This is a genomic window from Streptomyces sp. NPDC060366 (genome assembly GCF_042725135.1).
In the GTDB taxonomy this organism is placed as follows: Bacteria; Actinomycetota; Actinomycetes; order Streptomycetales; family Streptomycetaceae; genus Streptomyces.
Genome location: NZ_JBHXDC010000007.1, coordinates 1 through 19,267 on the forward strand (window position 1 = coordinate 1; position 19,267 = coordinate 19,267).

General features: G+C 72.6%; 17 protein-coding genes and 1 rRNA gene. 12 read left to right on the forward strand and 6 right to left on the reverse strand.

Features of this window, described 5'->3' with window-relative positions:
• From rrf to ACFWHU_RS18590, 3 genes are all read left to right on the forward strand, one after another.
• Positions 1-88: ribosomal RNA gene (gene rrf, locus ACFWHU_RS18580) — 5S ribosomal RNA — on the forward strand; the annotation flags it as partial.
• Between the two features lie 310 nt (positions 89-398).
• Entirely contained in the window at positions 399-1,319 is a 921-nt protein-coding gene (locus ACFWHU_RS18585) for a hypothetical protein (protein ID WP_387225705.1), read from the forward strand.
• Complete coding sequence (locus ACFWHU_RS18590; RefSeq protein WP_387225707.1) at positions 1,319-2,035, forward strand: hypothetical protein; 717 nt, start codon at positions 1,319-1,321, stop codon at positions 2,033-2,035. The genes ACFWHU_RS18585 and ACFWHU_RS18590 overlap by 1 nt, the downstream gene beginning before the upstream one ends.
• A gap of 64 nt (positions 2,036-2,099) precedes the next feature.
• On the opposite strand, the gene ACFWHU_RS18595 is transcribed toward ACFWHU_RS18590, so the two are convergent.
• Complete coding sequence (locus ACFWHU_RS18595) at positions 2,100-3,467, reverse strand: DUF1015 family protein (RefSeq protein WP_387225709.1); 1,368 nt, start codon at positions 3,465-3,467, stop codon at positions 2,100-2,102.
• 85 nt (positions 3,468-3,552) lie between these two features.
• On the opposite strand from ACFWHU_RS18595, the gene ACFWHU_RS18600 reads away from it, so the two are divergent.
• Positions 3,553-4,581 (forward strand): HAD hydrolase-like protein, encoded by a 1,029-nt coding sequence (locus tag ACFWHU_RS18600; RefSeq protein ID WP_387225711.1) that lies wholly within the window; start codon positions 3,553-3,555, stop codon positions 4,579-4,581.
• 144 nt (positions 4,582-4,725) lie between these two features.
• On the opposite strand, the gene ACFWHU_RS18605 is transcribed toward ACFWHU_RS18600, so the two are convergent.
• Together ACFWHU_RS18605 and ACFWHU_RS18610 are read right to left on the reverse strand one after the other, a co-directional pair.
• Positions 4,726-5,562 (reverse strand): siderophore-interacting protein, encoded by an 837-nt coding sequence (locus ACFWHU_RS18605; RefSeq protein ID WP_385803940.1) that lies wholly within the window; start codon positions 5,560-5,562, stop codon positions 4,726-4,728.
• Positions 5,562-6,626: an ABC transporter substrate-binding protein gene (locus ACFWHU_RS18610; protein ID WP_387225713.1), complete on the reverse strand. Its 1,065-nt coding sequence runs from the start codon at positions 6,624-6,626 to the stop codon at positions 5,562-5,564. The genes ACFWHU_RS18605 and ACFWHU_RS18610 overlap by 1 nt, the downstream gene beginning before the upstream one ends.
• Before the next feature lie 64 nt (positions 6,627-6,690).
• Between ACFWHU_RS18610 and ACFWHU_RS18615 the strand changes: the two genes are divergently transcribed.
• From ACFWHU_RS18615 to ACFWHU_RS18625, 3 genes are all read left to right on the forward strand, one after another.
• The gene (locus ACFWHU_RS18615; protein ID WP_387225715.1) at positions 6,691-7,749 is read left to right on the forward strand and encodes a FecCD family ABC transporter permease; all 1,059 of its coding nucleotides are present in this window, start codon (positions 6,691-6,693) and stop codon (positions 7,747-7,749) included.
• A gap of 104 nt (positions 7,750-7,853) precedes the next feature.
• The gene (locus tag ACFWHU_RS18620; RefSeq protein ID WP_387226104.1) at positions 7,854-8,843 is read left to right on the forward strand and encodes a FecCD family ABC transporter permease; all 990 of its coding nucleotides are present in this window, start codon (positions 7,854-7,856) and stop codon (positions 8,841-8,843) included.
• Positions 8,844-8,938: 95 nt separating this feature from the next.
• The gene (locus ACFWHU_RS18625) at positions 8,939-9,754 is read left to right on the forward strand and encodes an ABC transporter ATP-binding protein (protein ID WP_385804007.1); all 816 of its coding nucleotides are present in this window, start codon (positions 8,939-8,941) and stop codon (positions 9,752-9,754) included.
• 60 nt (positions 9,755-9,814) lie between these two features.
• On the opposite strand, the gene ACFWHU_RS18630 is transcribed toward ACFWHU_RS18625, so the two are convergent.
• Complete coding sequence (locus ACFWHU_RS18630; RefSeq protein ID WP_078078033.1) at positions 9,815-10,162, reverse strand: SCP2 sterol-binding domain-containing protein; 348 nt, start codon at positions 10,160-10,162, stop codon at positions 9,815-9,817.
• A gap of 42 nt (positions 10,163-10,204) precedes the next feature.
• On the opposite strand from ACFWHU_RS18630, the gene ACFWHU_RS18635 reads away from it, so the two are divergent.
• The 5 genes from ACFWHU_RS18635 (at position 10,205) to ACFWHU_RS18655 (ending at position 15,555) form a co-directional block, all read left to right on the forward strand.
• Positions 10,205-10,519 carry a hypothetical protein gene (locus ACFWHU_RS18635; protein ID WP_385803951.1) on the forward strand — a complete coding sequence of 105 codons (315 nt, stop codon included), beginning with the start codon at positions 10,205-10,207 and terminating at the stop codon, positions 10,517-10,519.
• A gap of 7 nt (positions 10,520-10,526) precedes the next feature.
• A complete protein-coding gene (locus tag ACFWHU_RS18640) occupies positions 10,527-11,342 on the forward strand; it encodes a TlyA family RNA methyltransferase (RefSeq protein ID WP_387225717.1) in 816 nt (271 codons plus the stop codon).
• Complete coding sequence (locus tag ACFWHU_RS18645; RefSeq protein WP_387225719.1) at positions 11,339-12,271, forward strand: NAD kinase; 933 nt, start codon at positions 11,339-11,341, stop codon at positions 12,269-12,271. The genes ACFWHU_RS18640 and ACFWHU_RS18645 overlap by 4 nt, the downstream gene beginning before the upstream one ends.
• A 170-nt stretch (positions 12,272-12,441) precedes the next feature.
• On the forward strand, positions 12,442-14,163 hold the full coding sequence (gene recN, locus ACFWHU_RS18650) for a DNA repair protein RecN (RefSeq protein ID WP_387226107.1): 1,722 nt from the start codon (positions 12,442-12,444) through the stop codon (positions 14,161-14,163).
• A gap of 285 nt (positions 14,164-14,448) precedes the next feature.
• Complete coding sequence (locus ACFWHU_RS18655; protein ID WP_387225721.1) at positions 14,449-15,555, forward strand: glycosyltransferase family 4 protein; 1,107 nt, start codon at positions 14,449-14,451, stop codon at positions 15,553-15,555.
• A 114-nt stretch (positions 15,556-15,669) separates the two neighbouring features.
• On the opposite strand, the gene ACFWHU_RS18660 is transcribed toward ACFWHU_RS18655, so the two are convergent.
• Positions 15,670-17,301: a PucR family transcriptional regulator gene (locus ACFWHU_RS18660; protein ID WP_387225723.1), complete on the reverse strand. Its 1,632-nt coding sequence runs from the start codon at positions 17,299-17,301 to the stop codon at positions 15,670-15,672.
• Between the two features lie 46 nt (positions 17,302-17,347).
• A complete protein-coding gene (locus ACFWHU_RS18665) occupies positions 17,348-19,150 on the reverse strand; it encodes a glycoside hydrolase family 15 protein (protein WP_385804013.1) in 1,803 nt (600 codons plus the stop codon).
• Positions 19,151-19,267: the final 117 nt, after the last annotated feature.

Consider the following 19,267-nt stretch of genomic DNA (forward strand, 5'->3'; position numbering starts at 1 on the left):
CGGTTACATTCCGAACCCGGAAGCTAAGCCTTTCAGCGCCGATGGTACTGCAGGGGGGACCCTGTGGGAGAGTAGGACGCCGCCGAACAATCTTTCATGGACCCCTGGTCCAGCGTTCACGCTGGACCAGGGGTCTTTTTTGTTTTCTCTGCTTTGCACGAAGCGCGTCCGATCGCCGGCTGCGTGAGAATGACTGTGGTACCCGAAGACAGGAGCCGTGCCGATGTCCCCCAACTCTCCCGACGACCGTCCGGAGCGCGAATCACGTGGTAGGGACGGTGGTGGTGACCGGAGCGGTTCCCGTGGCGGTCGTGACGACCGCGGTGGTAGCCGTCCCGCCGGTAACGCCGGTAAGGGCGGTGGCGTCGGTGACTACGTAGCCCGGAACGACAACCGCGGTGGCGGTCGTCCCGCCAGTGGGGGCCGACCCGCGAGCGGCGGTCGTCCTACCGGTGGCGGTAGGCCGACCGGTGGCGGTGGTGGTGGGTTCCGTGGGCGTGACGAGCGGCCCTCTTCGCGTCGTGACGACCGGCCCAGTGGTCCGCGTCGTGATCGGGACGACGACCGTGGTGGTCGACCCTCAAGTGGCGGACGGCCTTCAAGTGGCGGGCGTCCCACCGGTGGTGGGCGTCCGAGCAGCGGTGGTACCGGCGGTGGCGGGTTCCGTGGGCGTGACGAGCGGCCCTCCTCCCGTCGTGACGACCGGCCCAGCGGTCCGCGCCGCAGCGATGACCGTGGTGGGCGTCCGACCGGCGGTGGTCGTCCTGGGAGTGGTGGGCGTCCGAGCACCGGCGGCGGACCTCGCCGTGATGACAGGCGTGACGACCGTCGTGATGACAGGCGTGATGACAGGCGTGACGATCGTCCGTCCTTCCGTCGTGACGACCGGCCCAGTGGTCCGCGTCGTGATCGGGACGACGACCGTGGTGGTCGGCCTTCAAGTGGCGGGCGTCCCACCGGTGGTGGGCGTCCGAGCAGCGGTGGTACCGGCGGTGGCGGGTTCCGTGGGCGTGACGAGCGGCCCAGCGGTCCGCGCCGTGACGACCGGCCGAGTCGGCCGAGTGGTCCTCGTCGTGACGACCGGCCGTCCGGACCTCGTCGTGACGACGATCGCGGCGGCAGGCCCACCGGCGGTGGCGGTTACGGCCGGCGTGACGACCGTGAGCGCGGTGGGCTCCGCGGGCGCGACGACCGTGACGATCGTGGTGGGTTCGGACGTCGTGACGACCGCGACCGTGACCGGGAGCCCATCAGGCGGCTGCCGATCCCGGAGGACGTCACCGGTGACGAGATCGACAAGGCCGTGCGGCAGGAGCTGATGAGCCTGCCCAAGACGCTTGCCGACGACGTCGCCAAGAACCTCGTCATGGTCGCCAACCTCATCGACGAGGACCCCGACCAGGCTTACGCCTACTCGCGCGTGGCGCTTCGGCTCGCCTCCAGGGTCGCCGCCGTGCGGGAAGCGGCCGGCTTCGCCGCGTACGCGACGCAGAAGTACGGCGAGGCGCTCGCCGAGTTCAGGGCGGCGCGGCGGATGACGGGCAACGTCGACCTGTGGCCCGTGATGGCCGACTGCGAGCGTGGACTCGGGCGTCCCGAGCGGGCCATGACCATGGCCGGTGAGCCCGAGGTGCTGAAGCTCGACAAGGCGGGCCAGGTCGAGATGCGGCTCGTCGCCGCCGGTGCGCGCCGGGACATGGGGCAGATCGACGCAGCCATCGTGACCTTGCAGGGGCCGGAGCTGGGCTCCAACTCCGTACAGCCGTGGACCGTTCGTCTGCGTTACGCGTACGCCGACGCGCTGCTGTCGGCCGGGCGCGAGGACGAGGCACGCGAGTGGTTCGCCAAGGCCCTCGAGGCCGACAAGGACGGTGCCACGGACGCGTCGGACCGTCTCGCGGCTCTGGACGGCGTCCAGTTCGTGGACGTGGACGAGGACGACGACGAGGACCACGACGTCGCGGACGGAGAGCAGGAGCCGGAGCACGAGCCGGAGCACGGGCCCGAGTCGGAGTCGGGGAACGACAAGTCCTGATCCGGCGACCGCACAGCGAAAGAGGGCGGCACCCCCACCGGGGGCGCCGCCCTCTTCTCGTTTCTCAGCCGTCCGCGAGGCTCCGCAGCACCAGGCCCGTGGCCGGCTTGGGGCCGAACGACGTCGACTTGCGCGGCATCGTGACCGCTTGGCGCGCCAGCTCCCGTACGACCTCCTCGCGTACCGGATGCAGCAGGACCGCCGTACTGCCGTGGCGTTCCGCCTGTTCGACCACGGCTTCCGTGCCGTGGATGTACGAGATGTGCTCGGGTGCGTCCGGGATCTTCCATATGTGGTCGAGCAGCGTGGAGTGGAGCACGGTCGCGTCGAGAGTGCGCCACTCCGCCGGGCGGTCGGCCGGCACCGTACGGGCGAGCAGCGCCGGATCGGGGCGGTCGATCAGGTGGAAGCGGCCGTCGCCCGCCAGCAGGAACGCGTTGTTGGCTCCTTCACCGGCACCAGTACCTTCACCCGCACCTTCACCGGCTTCGGCGCCGGCATTCGCCGCATCGGACAGTGCCTCGATCGCCTCCGGCAGCGTGCCTTCGAGCGTGCGGACCCGGAAGGAGCCCGGCGCCGCCTCCAGCGCGGCCAGCGCCTCCGCGACCGGCAGCCCGTGCAGCAGCCGGTGGATCGCGCGGACCTGGAGCGGGTGGCGCGCGGTGTCGACCAGCAGGACCAGGCCGTAGGCCCACGGTCCGGCGGCGGACGGCGGGTGTTCCTCGCGCAGCCGCAGATAGGTCGCCCACCGGTGGTGGCCGTCGGCGATGAGGGCCTGGCGGCCGGCGAGGTCGTTCTCGATCTCGGCCAGTTCGGCGGGGTCGGTCACCGACCAGAGCCGGTGGCTGAAGCCGTCCTCAGTCGTGGTCGACAGCAGGGGCTCGCGCAGGGCGGTGCGTTCGACGACCGCGGTCGTGCCGCTCGTACCGGTCGCCGTGTCCGTCGAGCCGGCCTCTCCGCGGTAAGTGAGGAGCAGGGGCTCCAGATTGGTGGCGGTCGCCCGCATCAGGGCCGCGCGGTCCTCGACGATGTCCGGCATCACGTCCTCGTGCGGCAGGACGACACCCTCGGCGGGTGCGGACAGGGCCAGGGCCCCGATGACACCGCGCTGGAGCAGGTCGCCGTGGCGCTGCTCGTAGACGTACAACGCCGGTTCGGGGTCCGGCGCGAGGACGCCCTCCGCGAGCCAGCGCCGGAGCGTGCTCGCCGCCTGGCGGTGCCGGTCGGCGGCGGTCGCGGCCTGGGGCAGGATCAGCCGGACGATGTTGTGCGGGTCGGCCGACTCCAGGTGGTGCAGTCCGTCGGGCCGTACGACGACGTCGTACGGCGGCGAGGTCACCGCGGCGAGGCTGCCGACCCGCTCGGGGACGTAGCGCAGTCCACGGAACGGGATCAGGCGGAGGCCCTTCGGAGCCGGCCCTGTGGTGTTCATCTCCGCATCGTATGCGGGCCGGGCCATGAGCGATGATCGGGGGAGGAGAGCCCGGTCGACGGGCGGACGAGGGAGCGGAAGACTGATGAGTCAGCGGAGCAGGACCAGGCCCGACGGCAGTGCGACGGCGCTCGACAAGGCGTACGACACGGCTCTGCTGGATCTCGACGGTGTGGTGTACGCGGGCGGCGAGGCCATCGAGTACGCCGTCGACTCGCTTGTCTCGGCCCGGGACGGCGGGATGCGTCTCGCGTACGTCACCAACAACGCGCTGCGGACGCCGGACACCGTCGCCGCGCATCTGACGGAGCTCGGGGTGCCCGCCGAGCCCGCCGAGGTGATCACGTCGGCGCAGGCGGTGGCGCGGCTGATCGCCGAGCAGGTCCCGGCCGGTGCGCGGGTGCTGGTGATCGGCGGCGAGGGGCTGCGGGTCGCGTTGCGGGAGCGGGGACTTGAGCCGGTGGAGTCGGCCGACGACGACCCGGCGGCCGTGGCGCAGGGCTACGGGGGGCCGGACCTGGCGTGGGGGCGGTTCGCCGAGGCCGGGTACGCGATCGCGCGTGGTGTGCCGTGGTTCGCGTCCAACACCGATCTGACCATTCCGAGCGCGCGCGGTATCGCGCCGGGCAACGGGGCGGCAGTGGAGGTCGTCCGGATCGCCACCGGCGCCGATCCGCAGGTCGCGGGCAAGCCGCTGCCGCCGATGCACCGGGAGACGGTGCTGCGTACGGGGGCGAAGCGGCCGATCGTCGTGGGGGACCGGCTGGACACCGACATCGAGGGCGCGTTCAACGGTGATGTGGACTCGCTGCTGGTGCTGACGGGGGTGACGGACGGAGCCCAGCTGCTGGCCGCCGAGCCGAAGCACCGGCCGACCTATGTGGACGCGGATCTTCGGGGGTTGCTGACCGGGCAGCCCGAAGTCGACGTCAGGGACGGCGGGTTCGGATGCGGGGGCTGGACCGCTTCCGTACGGGACGACGCCTTGGTCCTCGAAGGGGACGGCGGGGCGCTGGACGGACTGCGGGCGCTGTGCGCCGCGGCCTGGACGCACGCGGGGGACGGGGCCTGCGCGCTGGACCCGGGCAAGGTGCTGGCGAAGCTGGGGCTTTGACGCGTCGGGGCTTTGGGGCGCCCGGCGCCGGACGCGCCGCGCGCTCCGTCCTCGATCGCCGAACAGGCTCACTGAGCACGTCCGGCGATCGGGAACACGCGAGGGCGCCGGTGCCCGACCCGCGTGAATCCGCCGGCAGGCGCGTTACGCGTCCTCGCCCGTGCGCAGCAGGTCGTCCTCGGAGGTGCCGCGCCGCCAGTAGCCGCTGAACTTCACCGCTCGGCGGTCGAAGCCGCGTTCGCCGACGACGTGTCTGCGGACCGCCTTGACGGTCGCCGACTCGCCCGCGATCCAGGCGTACGGCGTGCCGTCCGGCAGGTCGTCGGCCGCGCGTATCGCGTCCTCGGTGGCGGGCGCCGACTCGTCCCGTACGAGCCAGGTGACGTGCGCGTCGGCCTTGGTGGGGAGTTCGCACCGGTCGGCGGCCTGGTGGAGAGCGATCCAGACACGGGCGGGAATGCCGGGCGGCAGGGACTCCAGGATGCCGGCGACCGCCGGGAGCGCGGATTCGTCGCCGGTCAGCAGGATCCAGTCGGTGCCGTCCGGCGGCCGGAAGTCGTACCCCGCGTTCTCGTCGTGAATCGGGGCGAGGATTCCGATCCGGTCGCCGGGGGCGGCCTTCAGCGCCCACCGGGTGGCCGGGCCCTCGCCGGAGCCCGGCAGAAGTTCGTGCACGGCGAAGTCGATGTCCAACTCCTGCTGTTCGCGGCGCAGTTCGCGCACCGTGTAGGTGCGCATGACGCCGCGTACGTCCGGGTCCAGGGCGCGCCACGCGGCCCACCAGTGCCCGTCGTCCGGGCCCGGCAGGACGGGGGCGTCCTGGCCCGGCCTCGGCAGGAACAGCTTCACGCGCTGGTCCCGGCCGGCCGACCCGAAGCGTGCGACGGCCTCGCCGCCGAGGGTGACGCGGACGAACGAGGGGGTGGGGCGCGTCGTACGCAGCACGCGCAGGGTGAAGAACTGGAACGGGTCGTCAGACATCAGACCAGCTTCCTCGACTTGGTGATGGCCGCCGCGAGCTGTTCGAGCACGGGCGCGTAACCGGCATAGCTGTAGCGCTCCTCCATGGACCACGGCGTGATCTGGTCGGCCTCGACGGCGGGCAGCCGGCTCCAGGTGGGCCGCTTGGCGAGTTCGGCGGCGGGGAGGGCGGTCGAGCGGTTGTCGACCATGATGAGGTCGGCGTGGTACTTGTCGGCGTTCTCCCAGCTGAGGAATTCCCAGAAGCCGAACTCGTCGGACTTCTTGCCCTCGACGAATTCGACTCCGAGGTCCTTGAAGTAGTTGAGGTCGCAGTACGAGTCGGGAACGCCGACGTACATCTGCTCGGCGTCGCCGGTCATGGCGAGGACCTTGAGGCCGCCGTCCGCCTTCTTCGCCTCGGCCGCCGCGCGCAGTGTCTTCTCGGCCCTGTCGAAGCGGGCCTTGGCGTCGACGGTTTTCCTCGCCGTCAGATCCGCGCCGAGGGACCGGGCCAACTCGGTGTAGCGCGTGAGGGGTTGACGCAGGCTCACCCGGCCGCCGGTGATGCCGACGCTCGGCGCGAGTGCCTCGACCTTCTTCACGCTCTCGGCGGGCACGTACCAGAGGTCCGGCGGCGGGAACATGTTGCTGATCAGCAGATCGGGCTGGAGCGCCGCGTACTTCTCGATGTTGAACTCGCCCCACGCCTGGCCGAGACTGGTGAGCTTCGTCAGGTCGAGGTCGCCCGCCTGCGGGTTGGGCTTGCCGCCGATCGGCTCGCTCGGGCCGAAGACTCCCGTGCACTCGACGCCGTAGTCGTGCAGGGCGGCGGCCGTACTGATGAACGCGACTATCTTCCGGGGCGGTTCGTCGGTTCTCGCCGTCTTGCCGCGATCGTCCTCGAAGCTCCAGGGGCCGCCCTTGCCGGCACCCCCGGTGGAGTCCGCCGAACCGCCATTCGCCTTGTCGTCGTCGGCGCCGCAGGCGGTGAGCAGCGCGCCGAGCCCGAGGGCGCCGGTGGCCGACAGTAGTCGGCGCCGGGTGAGGGGGAGGCGGGCCGGAACCTGAAGGGGGCTGTTCATTACGGTGTTTCCCTCATGGCTTCCCTCTTGAGGATCAAGTATGAGGGTAGGCTAACCTAACCGAGTGTTGGTCGACAGTCCCCCCGAATCCGAACAGAGCGCGGAACCGATACCGCTCACCGTGACCCGGAAGCGCCGTACGCTGCGCGCCGCCGGGCTGCTGGTGTCCGTCGGCGTCCTGCTGCTTGTCTGCGCCGCCGGTATCGCCGTCGGCGCGAAGTCGATACCGCTCGGCGACGTATGGCACGGCCTGTTCCACAACTCCGGTACCGGCAACGACGTGATCGTCGTCGACGTCCGGCTGCCCCGGACGGTGCTCGGGCTGCTCGTCGGTGCGGCGCTCGGGCTGGCCGGCGCGGTGATGCAGGCGCTGACCCGCAACCCCCTCGCCGAACCGGGACTGCTGGGCGTCAACGCCGGCGCCGCCGCCGCGGTGGTCTCGGCCATCAGCTTCTTCGGCGTCACCTCCATCGGCGGCTACGTGTGGTTCGCCTTCGCCGGCGCGGCGATCGTCTCCGTACTCGTGTACGCGCTCGGCGGCAGCCGCAGCGCCACCCCCGTACGGCTCGCCCTCGCCGGCACCGCGGCCACCGCGGCGCTCTTCGGCTACGTCAACGCCGTGCAGCTGCTGGACTCGGCGGCCCTCGACCGGCTGCGCTTCTGGACCGTGGGATCCCTCGCGTCCGCCGACATGTCGACAGTCGGCAAGGTGTGGCCGTTCATCGCCGTCGGCATCCTTCTCGCGCTGCTGATCGCCAGACCGCTGAACGCCCTGGAGATGGGGGACGACACCGCCAGATCGCTGGGCGCCAATCTGACCCGGACCCGCGTCCTCGCCATGCTCTGCGTGACATTGCTGTGCGGCGGGGCGACCGCGGCCTGTGGGCCGATCGTCTTCGTCGGGCTGATGGTGCCGCATCTCGTACGGGCCATCACCGGGCCGGACATGCGGTGGATCCTGCCGTACGCCGCCGTGCTCTCGCCCGTCCTGCTGCTGGGCGCCGATGTGATCGGACGCGTCGTCGCGCGGCCGGCGGAGGTGCAGGTCGGCATCGTCACCGCGATCATCGGCGGGCCCGTCTTCATCCAGCTCGTACGTCGCAAGAGGATGGCCCAGCTGTGAGGGAAGACCCGACCACCACGAGCGCCACCTCAGCTGTCGGAAAGGACGGCGGCCGGGCGCGGCCGGCGCGCGCGATCCGTACGCCCGGCGGCCTCTCCGTCAGGATGGACGTCCGGTCCGCCCTCGTCGTCCTGCTGCTCCTTCTCGCCGTGTGCGCGATGTCCGTCGTCCTCATCGGCCGGGGCGACTTCCCGATGGCGCCCGGCGACGTCGTCGCGACCCTGCTCGGAAACGGCACGACGGCGCAGGAGTTCATCGTCCAGGAGCTACGGCTGCCGAGGGTCCTCGTGGGCCTGCTCGTCGGCGCGGCGCTCGGGGTCGGCGGTGCGGTCTTCCAGTCCATCTCCCGCAATCCGCTGGGCAGTCCGGACGTCATCGGCTTCGGCCAGGGCGCGACAGTGGGCGCGCTGAGTGCGATCGTCGTCTTCCAGGCAGGCTCGGCCGCCGTCGCGGGCGGCGCCGTCGTCGGCGGTCTGCTGACGGGTACGGGGATCTATCTGCTCGCCTGGAAGCGGGGCGTGCACGGCTACCGACTGGTCCTCATCGGCATCGGCGTCGCCGCCATGCTCACGGCCGTCAACCACTACCTGATCACCAAGGCCAGCCTCATCGACGCGACGCGCGCCGTGCTGTGGATGACGGGATCGCTCGACGGCCGGGACTGGGCGCAGGTCTGGCCGCTGCTCGCCGTCTGCGCCGTGCTGATCCCGCTGGTGCTCGTGTACGGACGGCCGTTGCGCATGCTGGCGATGGGCGACGACGCGGCGTACGCGCTCGGTGTACGGGTCGAACGCACCCGGCTCGTCCTGATGGGCGCCGCCGTGCTGCTCGTCTCCGTGGCGACCGCCGCGGCCGGTCCGATCACCTTCGTCGCCCTCAGCGCGCCCCAACTGGCGCGCCGGCTCACCCGTTCACCCGGCCCCAACCTCGGCCCGGCCGCGGCGATGGGAGCACTGCTCCTGCTGGTCGCCGACTGGACAGCGACATCGGCGTTCGGCGACCGTCAACTGCCCGCCGGTGTGGTGACCGGAGTGCTCGGCGGCTGCTATCTGCTCTGGCTGCTGGTCACCGAACGCAAGGCGGGCCGCATATGAGCGCCGACGTCCCCGTACAGGACACCGGCACGGCCGCCCCGTCCCCGGCCGCCGCCGCCCACGACTCGTCCCTCCCCACCCCCAGGAGCACGACCATGCAGCGCCTCACGGCGGAATCCGTGACCCTCGGCTACGACCAGCGGGTCATCGCCCGAGATCTCTCCGTCGAGATACCCGACCACTCGTTCACGGTGATCGTCGGCCCCAACGCCTGCGGGAAATCCACCCTGTTGCGGGCGCTGTCACGGATGCTCAAGCCGTCCCAGGGCCGTGTCCTGCTCGACGGCGCCGCGATCCACTCCATGCCCGCCAAGAAGGTCGCGCGGACGCTGGGGCTGCTGCCGCAGTCCTCCATCGCGCCCGACGGCATCACGGTCGCCGACCTCGTCGCGCGGGGCCGCTACCCGCACCAGGCGCTGCTGCGCCAGTGGTCCCGGCAGGACGAGCGGATTGTCGAGGAGTCGATGGCGTCGACCGGCATCGGCGAGCTGGCCGATCGCTATGTCGACGAATTGTCCGGCGGGCAGCGCCAGCGGGTCTGGATCGCCATGGCGCTCGCCCAGCAGACACCGCTGCTGCTCCTGGACGAGCCCACCACGTTCCTCGACATCCAGTACCAGATCGATGTCCTCGACCTCTGCGCCGATCTGCACGAGACCCAGGGCCGTACGCTCGTCGCCGTCCTGCACGACCTCAACCACGCCGCCCGCTACGCCACGCACCTCATCGCGATGCGCGAGGGCGAGATCTACGCCGAGGGGCCGCCGGCCGAGGTCGTCACGGCGGAGCTGGTCGAGCGCGTCTTCGGGCTGCGCTGCCAGGTCATCGACGACCCGGAGACCGGCACCCCGCTCGTCGTCCCGGCGGGGCGCAGGGCGCGGCACACGGTGCCCGTGGGGCTGCCCGAGTGAGCCGTACGCGCGCCCGCCGAGCCGCGGGCGCGCTGTCCGGGCGGTGCGCGGGGGGCCGGTTCAGAGCAGCGAGCGAAGCCGCAGCAGATCGCGGAACCCCGCTTCGAGCTTGACCCGTCCCGAGCCCCACGCCTTGGCGAAGTGGAGTTCGCCGTCGACCATGGACACCAGATCGTCGCCCGTCATGGCGAGTCTGATCTGCGCCTTCTCACGCGGCGGGCCCTCGTGGGTGTCCAGCACCTCGATCCGGCCGTCGTCGAAGCGGCCGGTGAAGGTCGTGTCGAGGTCCGTTATGTGGCAGCTCAGCGAACGGTCGAAACCGGCCGCCCCGCGGATCCCGTCGTCCGCCCGCGCCATGTTGTCCGAGAGCTTGTCGAGTGCGCTGCGGCACTCCTCCTTCGTCGCCATCGTGATCGACGGTACCCCAGGGCTTCGAGGTAGCGTCGGGGCATGAGCGACGAGACGGCGGGCCCGGCCGACCAGGAGCACGCCTCCCCTCCCCCCGAGCCCCCAGCACCGGCCCACGACCCCGCCGCCCCCGCGCCCCTCGGCATCGAACGCGTCCCCACCGGCGACCCCGGCGTGGACGAGAAACTGGCCAGACTGGGCGACGCGGACCACCTTCCGGCGGACGGCCACCTCGACGTGTACGAGGATGTGCACCGGGGCCTGCGCGACGCGCTCACCGCGCTCGACGTACGCCCCGGACCCGGCCCGACCGACCCCCGGCCCGGGCCTTCGCCGTCGTACGACCTCAGGAGCTGAACGACACGTGGCAGGAGTGGCACGCCGCCGCCTCGACGCCGAGCTGGTCCGCCGCAACCTCGCACGCTCACGCGAGCACGCGACCCAACTGATCGCCGCGGGACGGGTCACCGTCGGCGGCGCCACCGCGACCAAACCGGCCACCCAGGTCGAGACCAGCGCCGCGGTGGTCGTCGCGGAGGACGGCGGCGACCCCGGCTACGTCTCGCGCGGCGGCCACAAACTCGCCGGCGCCCTCGCCGCCTTCGTACCCCTGGGCCTGCGGGTGGAGGGACGCAGGGCGCTGGACGCGGGCGCGTCGACCGGCGGCTTCACCGACGTACTGCTGCGGTCCGGTGCCCGGCAGGTCGTCGCCGTGGACGTCGGTTACGGACAACTCGCCTGGTCTCTGCAGAGCGATGAACGCGTCACCGTCAAGGACCGTACGAACGTACGTGAGTTGACGCTGGAGATCATCGAGGGGAAGCCGGTGGATCTGATCGTGGGTGACCTGTCGTTCATTCCGCTCGGCCTGGTGCTGCCCGCGCTGGCGCGGTGCGCCGCGCCCGACGCGGATCTGGTGCTCATGGTCAAGCCGCAGTTCGAGGTGGGCAAGGAACGCCTCGGCAGCGGCGGAGTCGTGCGCAGTCCGCAGCTGCGGGCCGACGCCGTACGGGCGGTGGCGCGCAAGGCGGCGGAACTCGGTCTCGGGACACGCGGCGTGACCGCGAGCCCGCTGCCCGGACCCGCCGGGAACGTCGAATACTTCCTGTGGCTCACCGCCGGGGCGCCCGAAGTCGACCCGGCCGATGTCGACCGTGCTGTGGCGGAGGGACCCCGTTGACGACGAACGCAGAACAGACCCCGGAGGCCGGCGCGGAACACCGCACCGTCTTCCTGCTGGCCCACACCGGCAGACCCGCCGCCATCCGCAGCGCCGAACTGGTGGTGCAGGGGCTGCTGCGCAACGGTCTCGGTGTCCGGGTGCTGGCCGCCGAGGCGGCCGATCTGCCGCTCCCGGCGGCCGTCGAGACCATCCCCGAGGCCACGTCCGGCGCGCTGAACGGCTGTGAGCTGCTGATCGTGCTCGGCGGCGACGGCACGCTGCTGCGCGGCGCCGCCTTCGCCCGCGCCTCGGGTGTGCCGATGCTCGGCGTCAACCTGGGCCGGGTCGGCTTCCTCGCCGAGGCGGAGCGCGACGATCTGGACAAGGTCGTCGACCGGGTGGTGACCCGCGCGTACGAGGTCGAGGAACGGATGACCATCGACGTCCTCGTACACAGCAACGGCACCGTCGTGCACCGGGACTGGGCGCTCAACGAGGCGGCCGTGCAGAAGGTGTCGCCCGAGCGGATGCTGGAGGTCGTCCTGGAGATCGACGGGCGGCCGGTGACCGGATTCGGCTGCGACGGCATCGTGTGCGCCACACCGACCGGTTCGACGGCGTACGCCTTCTCGGCCGGCGGCCCCGTGGTGTGGCCGGAGGTGGAGGCGCTGCTGATGGTGCCGATCAGTGCGCACGCGCTGTTCGCGAAGCCGCTGGTGACGTCGCCGAAGTCGGTGCTCGCGGTGGAGGTGCAGCCGCACACGCCGCACGGGGTCCTCTGGTGCGACGGCCGCCGAACGGTCGAGCTGCCGGCGGGTGCGCGGGTGGAGGTCCGGCGCGGTGCGGTGCCCGTACGGCTCGCGCGCCTGCACCAGGCGTCCTTCACCGACCGGCTGGTGGCGAAGTTCGCCCTCCCGGTGGCGGGGTGGCGCGGAGCGCCGCACTAGGGCAGTGGCCGGGGGAGCGGTGACGGGGGCGCGCGGCTCGGGGCCGCACTCGTCCTCGATCGCCGGACGGGCCGAATACGCCCGCGGGGTACCCCCGAGGGAATCGGAGGGCGGGGGGCCGTCGCACATCGGGTCCCGGACCTCGTAAGGTCGTGTCCGTGCTGGAGGAGATGCGGATACGGTCGCTCGGGGTCATCGACGACGCGGTGGTCGAGCTGTCACCGGGCTTCACCGCGGTGACGGGCGAGACAGGCGCGGGCAAGACCATGGTCGTCACCAGCCTGGGGCTGCTGCTCGGCGGTCGCGCCGACGCCGCCCTGGTGCGGATCGGTGCCAAGGCCGCGGTGGTGGAGGGGCGGCTCACCATGCCCGCCGACGCCCCGGCGGCCCTGCGCGCCGCGGAGGCGGGCGCCGAGCTCGACGACGGCGCGCTGCTGGTCAGCAGGACCGTCTCGGCCGAGGGGCGCTCGCGCGCCCATATCGGCGGGCGTTCCGTGCCGGTGGGGGTGCTGGCCGAGCTGGCGGACGACCTCGTCGCCGTACACGGCCAGACCGACCAGCAGGGTCTGCTGCGGCCCGCGCGGCAGCGGCAGGCGCTCGACCGGTACGCGGGGGACGCGGTCGCCGCGCCGCTCGCCAAGTACACGGACGCCTACCGCCGGTTGAGGACCGTCGCCGCCGAACTGGCGGAGCTGACCACCCGCGCCCGCGAACGCGCGCAGGAGGCGGACCTGCTGCGCTTCGGCCTGAACGAGATCGCCGCCGTCGAACCCCTTCCCGGCGAGGACACCGAACTGGCCGCCGAGGCCGAACGCCTCGGCCACGCCGAGGCGCTGGCGTCCGCGGCCTCCGTCGCGCACGCGGCGCTCGTCGGCCGGCCCGAGGACCCCGCGGAGGGCGGCGACGCGACGACGCTCGTCGGCGGCGCGGGACGGGCCCTGGAGGCCGTACGGTCCCACGACCCCGCCCTGGCCGCGCTCGCCGACCGGATGGGCGAGATCGCGATCCTGCTGGCGGACGTGGCCGGTGAACTCGCGGGTTACGCCGACAATCTGGACTCCGACCCGCTGCGGCTCGCGGCGGTCGAGGAGCGGCGGGCCGCGCTCACCGGGCTGACACGCAAGTACGGCGAGGACATCACCGGTGTGCTGGCCTGGGCCCAGGAGAACGTGGAGCGGCTGACCGAACTCGAAGGCGACGACGACCGGATCGGCGAGCTGGCGGCCGAGCACGCCACCCTGTTGGGTGAACTGTCCGGTCTGGCACAGGCGTTGACCGACGCCCGTACGGAGGCCGCGGCGCGCTTCGCGGAAGCCGTCACCGCCGAACTCGCGTCCCTCGCGATGCCGCACGCGCGCGTCTCGTTCGCCGTGAGCCAGACCGAGGACCCGGACGGCGTCGAGGTGGACGGCCGTCCGGTGGCGTACGGCTCGTCCGGCGCGGACGAGGTCGAACTGCTGCTGGCCCCGCATCCCGGCGCCCAGCCGCGGCCGATCGCCAAGGGCGCGTCCGGCGGTGAACTCTCGCGCGTGATGCTCGCGGTCGAGGTGGTCTTCGCCGGGTCCGATCCGGTGCCGACATATCTCTTCGACGAGGTGGACGCGGGCGTCGGCGGCAAGGCGGCGGTCGAGGTCGGCCGGCGGCTCGCGAAGCTCGCCAAGTCCGCGCAGGTGGTGGTCGTGACGCATCTGCCGCAGGTCGCGGCCTTCGCCGACCGGCAGCTGCTGGTGGAGAAGAGACACGACGGCTCGGTGACCCGGTCCGGTGTCACGGTCCTCGAAGGGGAGGACCGGGTGCGGGAGTTGTCCCGGATGCTGGCGGGCCAGGAGGACTCGGAGACGGCCCGCGCCCACGCCGAGGAACTGCTGGCGACGGCCCGCGCCGACGCGTAGCCGGTGGTCCGGCCGCCGGACGGGCGGCGGTCGCGGGCTCCGTCCGGCCGTCGAGCACGAACGGGCCACCGGGCGGGCGTCGTTGGACCGGTCCGGTCATCGCACAAAGGAGCTTCCCGCGGCGGTACCGTACGTGGTGCACGCCGTGAGGTCACTCAAGTGGGTGATGTTGGGGCGGGGAGTCGCACGATCGACACACCCGCGACGCACCCTCGGTGCCGGAAGGTCCGTACCGGCTGGCATCCTTGGCGCAGCACACACCACCTGAACAGGAGCCTTGGCCACGTGACACAGCTGCGTACGGTCCAAGTGCTCGGCGGTGGCAGTGCGGGCAGCAGCGCGCACGTCCGGTCGCTGGCGGCGGGGCTCGTCGCCCGGGGCGTACGGGTCAGTGTGTGCGCCCCGGACTCGCTGGAGCGGATCTACGACTTCCGTGGCTGTGGCGCCGACCATGTGCCGGTGGCCCGGCGCGGCGACCCCGTGTCCCTCGGGGCGCTGCGTGCCGCCTGCGCCACCGCCGACGTGGTGCACGCGCACGGGCTGCACGCCGCCGTACGCTCGGCGGTCGCCCTCGGCGGGCAGCGGGTGCCGCTCGTCGTCACCTGGCACACCCGCGTGTACGCGGACGGGCCGCGCGGGCATCTGCTGCGGCTGCTGGAGCGAAGGGCCGTCAGGGCGGCGGCCGTTGTACTCGGAGCCTCGTCCGAGCTGGTCGACCGGGCCCGCAGGCGCGGCGCCCGCGACGCGCGACTCGCACCGGTCGCGGTCCCGGCCCCGCGCCGGGTCCCGGCGCTCGACGACGAGGCCGAGGACGACAACCACGGCAAGGCGCGCGCCGAACTGGGGGCGACGGGGCGGCCGTTGCTGATGGCCGTCGGCAGCCTCGTGCCGGACCGTGGGTACGACACGCTGCTGGACGCCGCGAGAACATGGCGCGCTCTCGACCCCGTACCGCTCCTGGTCATCGCGGGCGAGGGCCGCGAACGGGCCGCGCTCCAGGGGCGGATCGACAGCGAGGACCTGCCGGTCAGCCTCGTCGGCCGCCGCGACGACGTGAGCGAACTCCTCGCCGCCGCGGACGTCGCGCTCCTGCCGAGCCGCTGGGAGGCCCGGTCCCTGCTGGCCCAGGAGGCGCTGCGGCTCGGGGTTCCCCTGGTCGCGACGGCGGTCGGCGCCGTACCCGAACTGGTGGGCGACGCGGCGGAGTTGATCCCGTACGGCGACGCCACCGCCCTCGCGGACACGGTGACCCGCCTGTTGGAGGACCCCGACCGCCGGGCGGAACTCGCGTCGGCGGGGCGGGCGCGCGCGGCGACGTGGCCGACGGAGGACGACACGATCGCCCATGTCCTGAGCGTCTACGACGAACTGACGCAGCCGTTATCGCGGTGACGCGGGCCGGCTTCTGTCCTCAAGCGCCGGACGGGCCGGGTTCTGTCCTCAAGCGCCGGACGGGCTGGTTGTTGTCCTCAAGCGCCGGACGGGCTGAGGGTGACGTCCGTCCGCTCAGCGCACGTGGCGGCGCGCGCGCAGGGCCAGGCTCAGGGCCAGGACCGTCTGCGGGTCGTCCAGGTCCGTGCCCAGCAACTCGGAGATACGGGCCAGCCGGTTGTAGAGCGTCTGCCTGTTCAGATGCAGTTCGCGCGCCGTCTCCGCCTTGCGGCCCGCGTGGTCCAGGAACGTCGTCAGCGTCGGCAGCAGCGGGGCGCGCGACGTGCGGTCGTGGGTGAGCAGCGGGCCGATCGCGCGGTCCACGAACGCCGACAGGTCCGGGTGGTCCCGCAGCCGCCACAGCAGCAGGTCGATGTCCAGCCGCCGGGCGTCGTGCCACGGCCGCTCCGGCAGGCCCCGTGCCGCCGCCGCGGTCTCCGCCGCGTGCCGCAGGCCCGCGCTCGCCGCCGCCCAGCCGCCCGGGACCCCGACGACCACCACGGGCCGCGGGCCGCCGGGACGTTCGAGTCCGGACCGTTCCACGCCCGCCCGAAGCGCCGCCGCGACCCGGTCGGCCACCGCCGCGCGTTCGGACTCCGAGCGCAGCCCGAGCAGCAGCGGGATCCGGCCCTCCACGGGACGTACGCCGAGGAGTACCGGCACGCCCACGGACGACAGCTCCTCCAGCACGGCCCGTGCCAGCGGCGCCCAGTTGCCCGGCGGGGCCGGCTCGGGGCCCAGCCGCATCACCACCGGGAGCAGCGGCCCGTCGCCCGGTCCGAAGCCCAGCACCGCGGCCTGCGCGGGCGCGTCGTCCGCCGCGATCCGGCCCTCGGCGAGATCGGTGAGGAAGTCGCCCCGGCCGCGCGCGGCCAGCTCGTCCTCCTGGCGGGCCTGCATCAGCACGACCGCGAGGATGCCCGCCGCCCGCTCGGCCGCCATCCGGTGCACCGGAAGCAGCGGGGCCGCCACCGGAGGCAGTACGAGCCGGGCGCGTACCGAACCGGCCCCGTGCCCGCCACCGGGTACGTCCACCAGCACCGTGCCCGCCGGCGGCCCCGCCTCGCGGTCCGCCCGCTGCGCGCGCAGCCCCTCCCAGACCTGGAGCGGTTCCGCGCCCGCCGGTGGCCCCGACGCGCCGGCCGCCGCGAACAGGAGCTGTCCGTCGGCGGTCTCCAGGAAGACCGGATTGCCGGCGAAGTCGGCGAGGATGCGCAGCACCTGGGGGACGCCGCCGCCGCTGAGCAGGGCGTCCGTGCACCGCCGGTGGACCTCCTCGGCCTGGCGCAGCAGCGCGTAGTGCCCGTTGACGATCTCGGTGTGGATCTCCTCGGTCACGGAGACGAACGGCACCTCGCGGTGCAGTTGCACCAGCGGCAGCCCGGTCGCCCGCGCCGTCTCGACGACGGCGGCGGGCAGCCGCCCGAACCGCGGCCCGAGTTCCACCACCAGCGCCGCGATACCGCGGTCGGCGAGCCTGCGCACGAAGGCGCGCTGTTCGGCGGGGCGGGTGCCGAGACCGATGCCGGTGGTGAGCAGCAGTTCGCCGCCCTTGAGGAGGGAAGCGATGTTCGGCACCTCACCCGCGTGCACCCAGCGCACGGTGCGGTGCAGCCGGTCGGCCCCGGCGACGACCTCCGGGAGCCCGCCACGGAGCCCCGGCAGGTCCAGGGCCCGCCGCACGGTGATTCCGGCCTGTTCGTCCATGGGGCCGGACGCTACCCGGCCCCCGCGCCCGTGTCCCTCCGGGCCCTCAGCCGCCGTACGCCCCGGAGGCCGTCAGGCGCAGCGCCGTGTCGATCAGCGGCACATGGCTGAACGCCTGCGGGAAGTTGCCGACCTGCCGCTGGAGGCGCGGGTCCCACTCCTCGGCCAGCAGCCCCAGGTCGTTACGGAGCGCCAGCAGCTTCTCGAAGAGCTTCCGGGCCTCGTCGACCCGGCCGATCATCGCGAGGTCGTCCGCCAGCCAGAACGAGCAGGCCAGGAACGCGCCTTCGTCGCCCTCCAGTCCGTCCACTCCGGCGTCCTCGCCCGACGTCGGGTAGCGCAGGACGAACCCGTCCTCCGTGGACAGCTCGCGCTGGATCGCCTCGATGGTGCCGATGACGCGCTTGTCGTCCGGCGGCAGGAAGCCCATCTGCGGGATCAGCAGGAGCGACGCGTCCAGCTCCTTGGAGCCGTACGACTGTGTGAAGGTGTTGCGTTCCTTGTCGTAACCCTTCTCACACACGTCGTGGTGGATGTCGTCGCGCATCTCGCGCCAGCGCTCCAGCGGTCCGTCCGCGTCGCCCGACTCGATCAGCTTGATCGTCCGGTCGACCGCGACCCACGCCATCACCTTCGAGTGCACGAAGTGGCGGCGCGGACCGCGCACCTCCCAGATGCCCTCGTCCGGCTGGTCCCAGTGGCGTTCCAGATACTCGATCAGCTTGAGCTGGAGCAGCGAGGCGTAGTCGTTGCGCGCCAGACCCGTCATGTGCGCCAGGTGCAGGGCCTCGGTGACCTCGCCGTACACGTCGAGCTGGAGCTGGTGCGCCGCGCCGTTGCCGACCCGGACCGGGCCCGATCCCTCGTACCCCGGCAGCCAGTCCAGCTCCGCCTCGCCGAGCTCACGCTCGCCCGCGATCCCGTACATGATCTGAAGATTCTCGGGGTCGCCGGCGACGGCCCGCAGCAGCCATTCGCGCCAGGCGCGGGCCTCCTCGCGGTAGCCGGTGCGCAGCAGCGAGGAGAGGGTGATGGCGGCGTCGCGCAGCCACGTGTAGCGGTAGTCCCAGTTGCGTGAGCCGCCGATGTCCTCGGGCAGCGACGTCGTCGGCGCGGCGACGATGCCGCCGGTCGGCGCGTACGTCAGGGCCTTGAGGGTGATCAGCGAGCGGACGACCGCCTCGCGGTAGGGGCCGTGGTACGTACAGTGCTCGACCCACTCCCGCCAGAAGTCCGACGTCAGCGTGAGCGATCCCTCGGGGTCCGGCAGCGCGGGCGGCTGCCGGTGCGAGGGCTGCCAGCTGATGGTGAAGGCGACGCGGTCGCCGGGCGCCACGGTGAAGTCGGAGTACGTCGTCAGGTTCTTGCCGTACGTGTCCGCCTCGGTGTCGAGCCAGATCGAGTCCGGCCCGGCGACGGCGACGGTGCGGTTGTCGACCTGATGCACCCAGGGCACCACCCGGCCGTAGCTGAAACGCATCCGCAGGGCGGAGCGCATCGGCACCCGGCCGCTGACCCCTTCCACGATCCGGATCAGCTGCGGCGCGCCGTCACGCGGGGGCATGAAATCGGTCACTCTGACCGTGCCGCGCGGCGTGTCCCACTCCGATTCCAGGATCAGGGAGTCGCCGACGTAGCGGCGCCGGTCGGCCCGCGGGGGCTCGGCTCCCGCCGGCGAGGCCGGTCCGAGCCGCCAGAAACCGTGTTCGTCGGTTCCCAGCAGCGCCGCGAACACGGCGTGCGAATCGAAGCGGGGCAGGCACAGCCAGTCGACTGTGCCGTCCCGGCAGACCAGGGCGGCGGTCTGCATGTCTCCGATGAGTGCGTAATCCTCGATGCGCCCGGCCACGTGCATCTCCAGTCGAACGGCCACGTTCGCCCCCCAGGGGGCGCTTACTGCGGGTCAAGGGTCGTTGACGAGCTCTTTTTCCGGGAACACGGGCGGGGGTAGTGCCGTTTGCCGGCC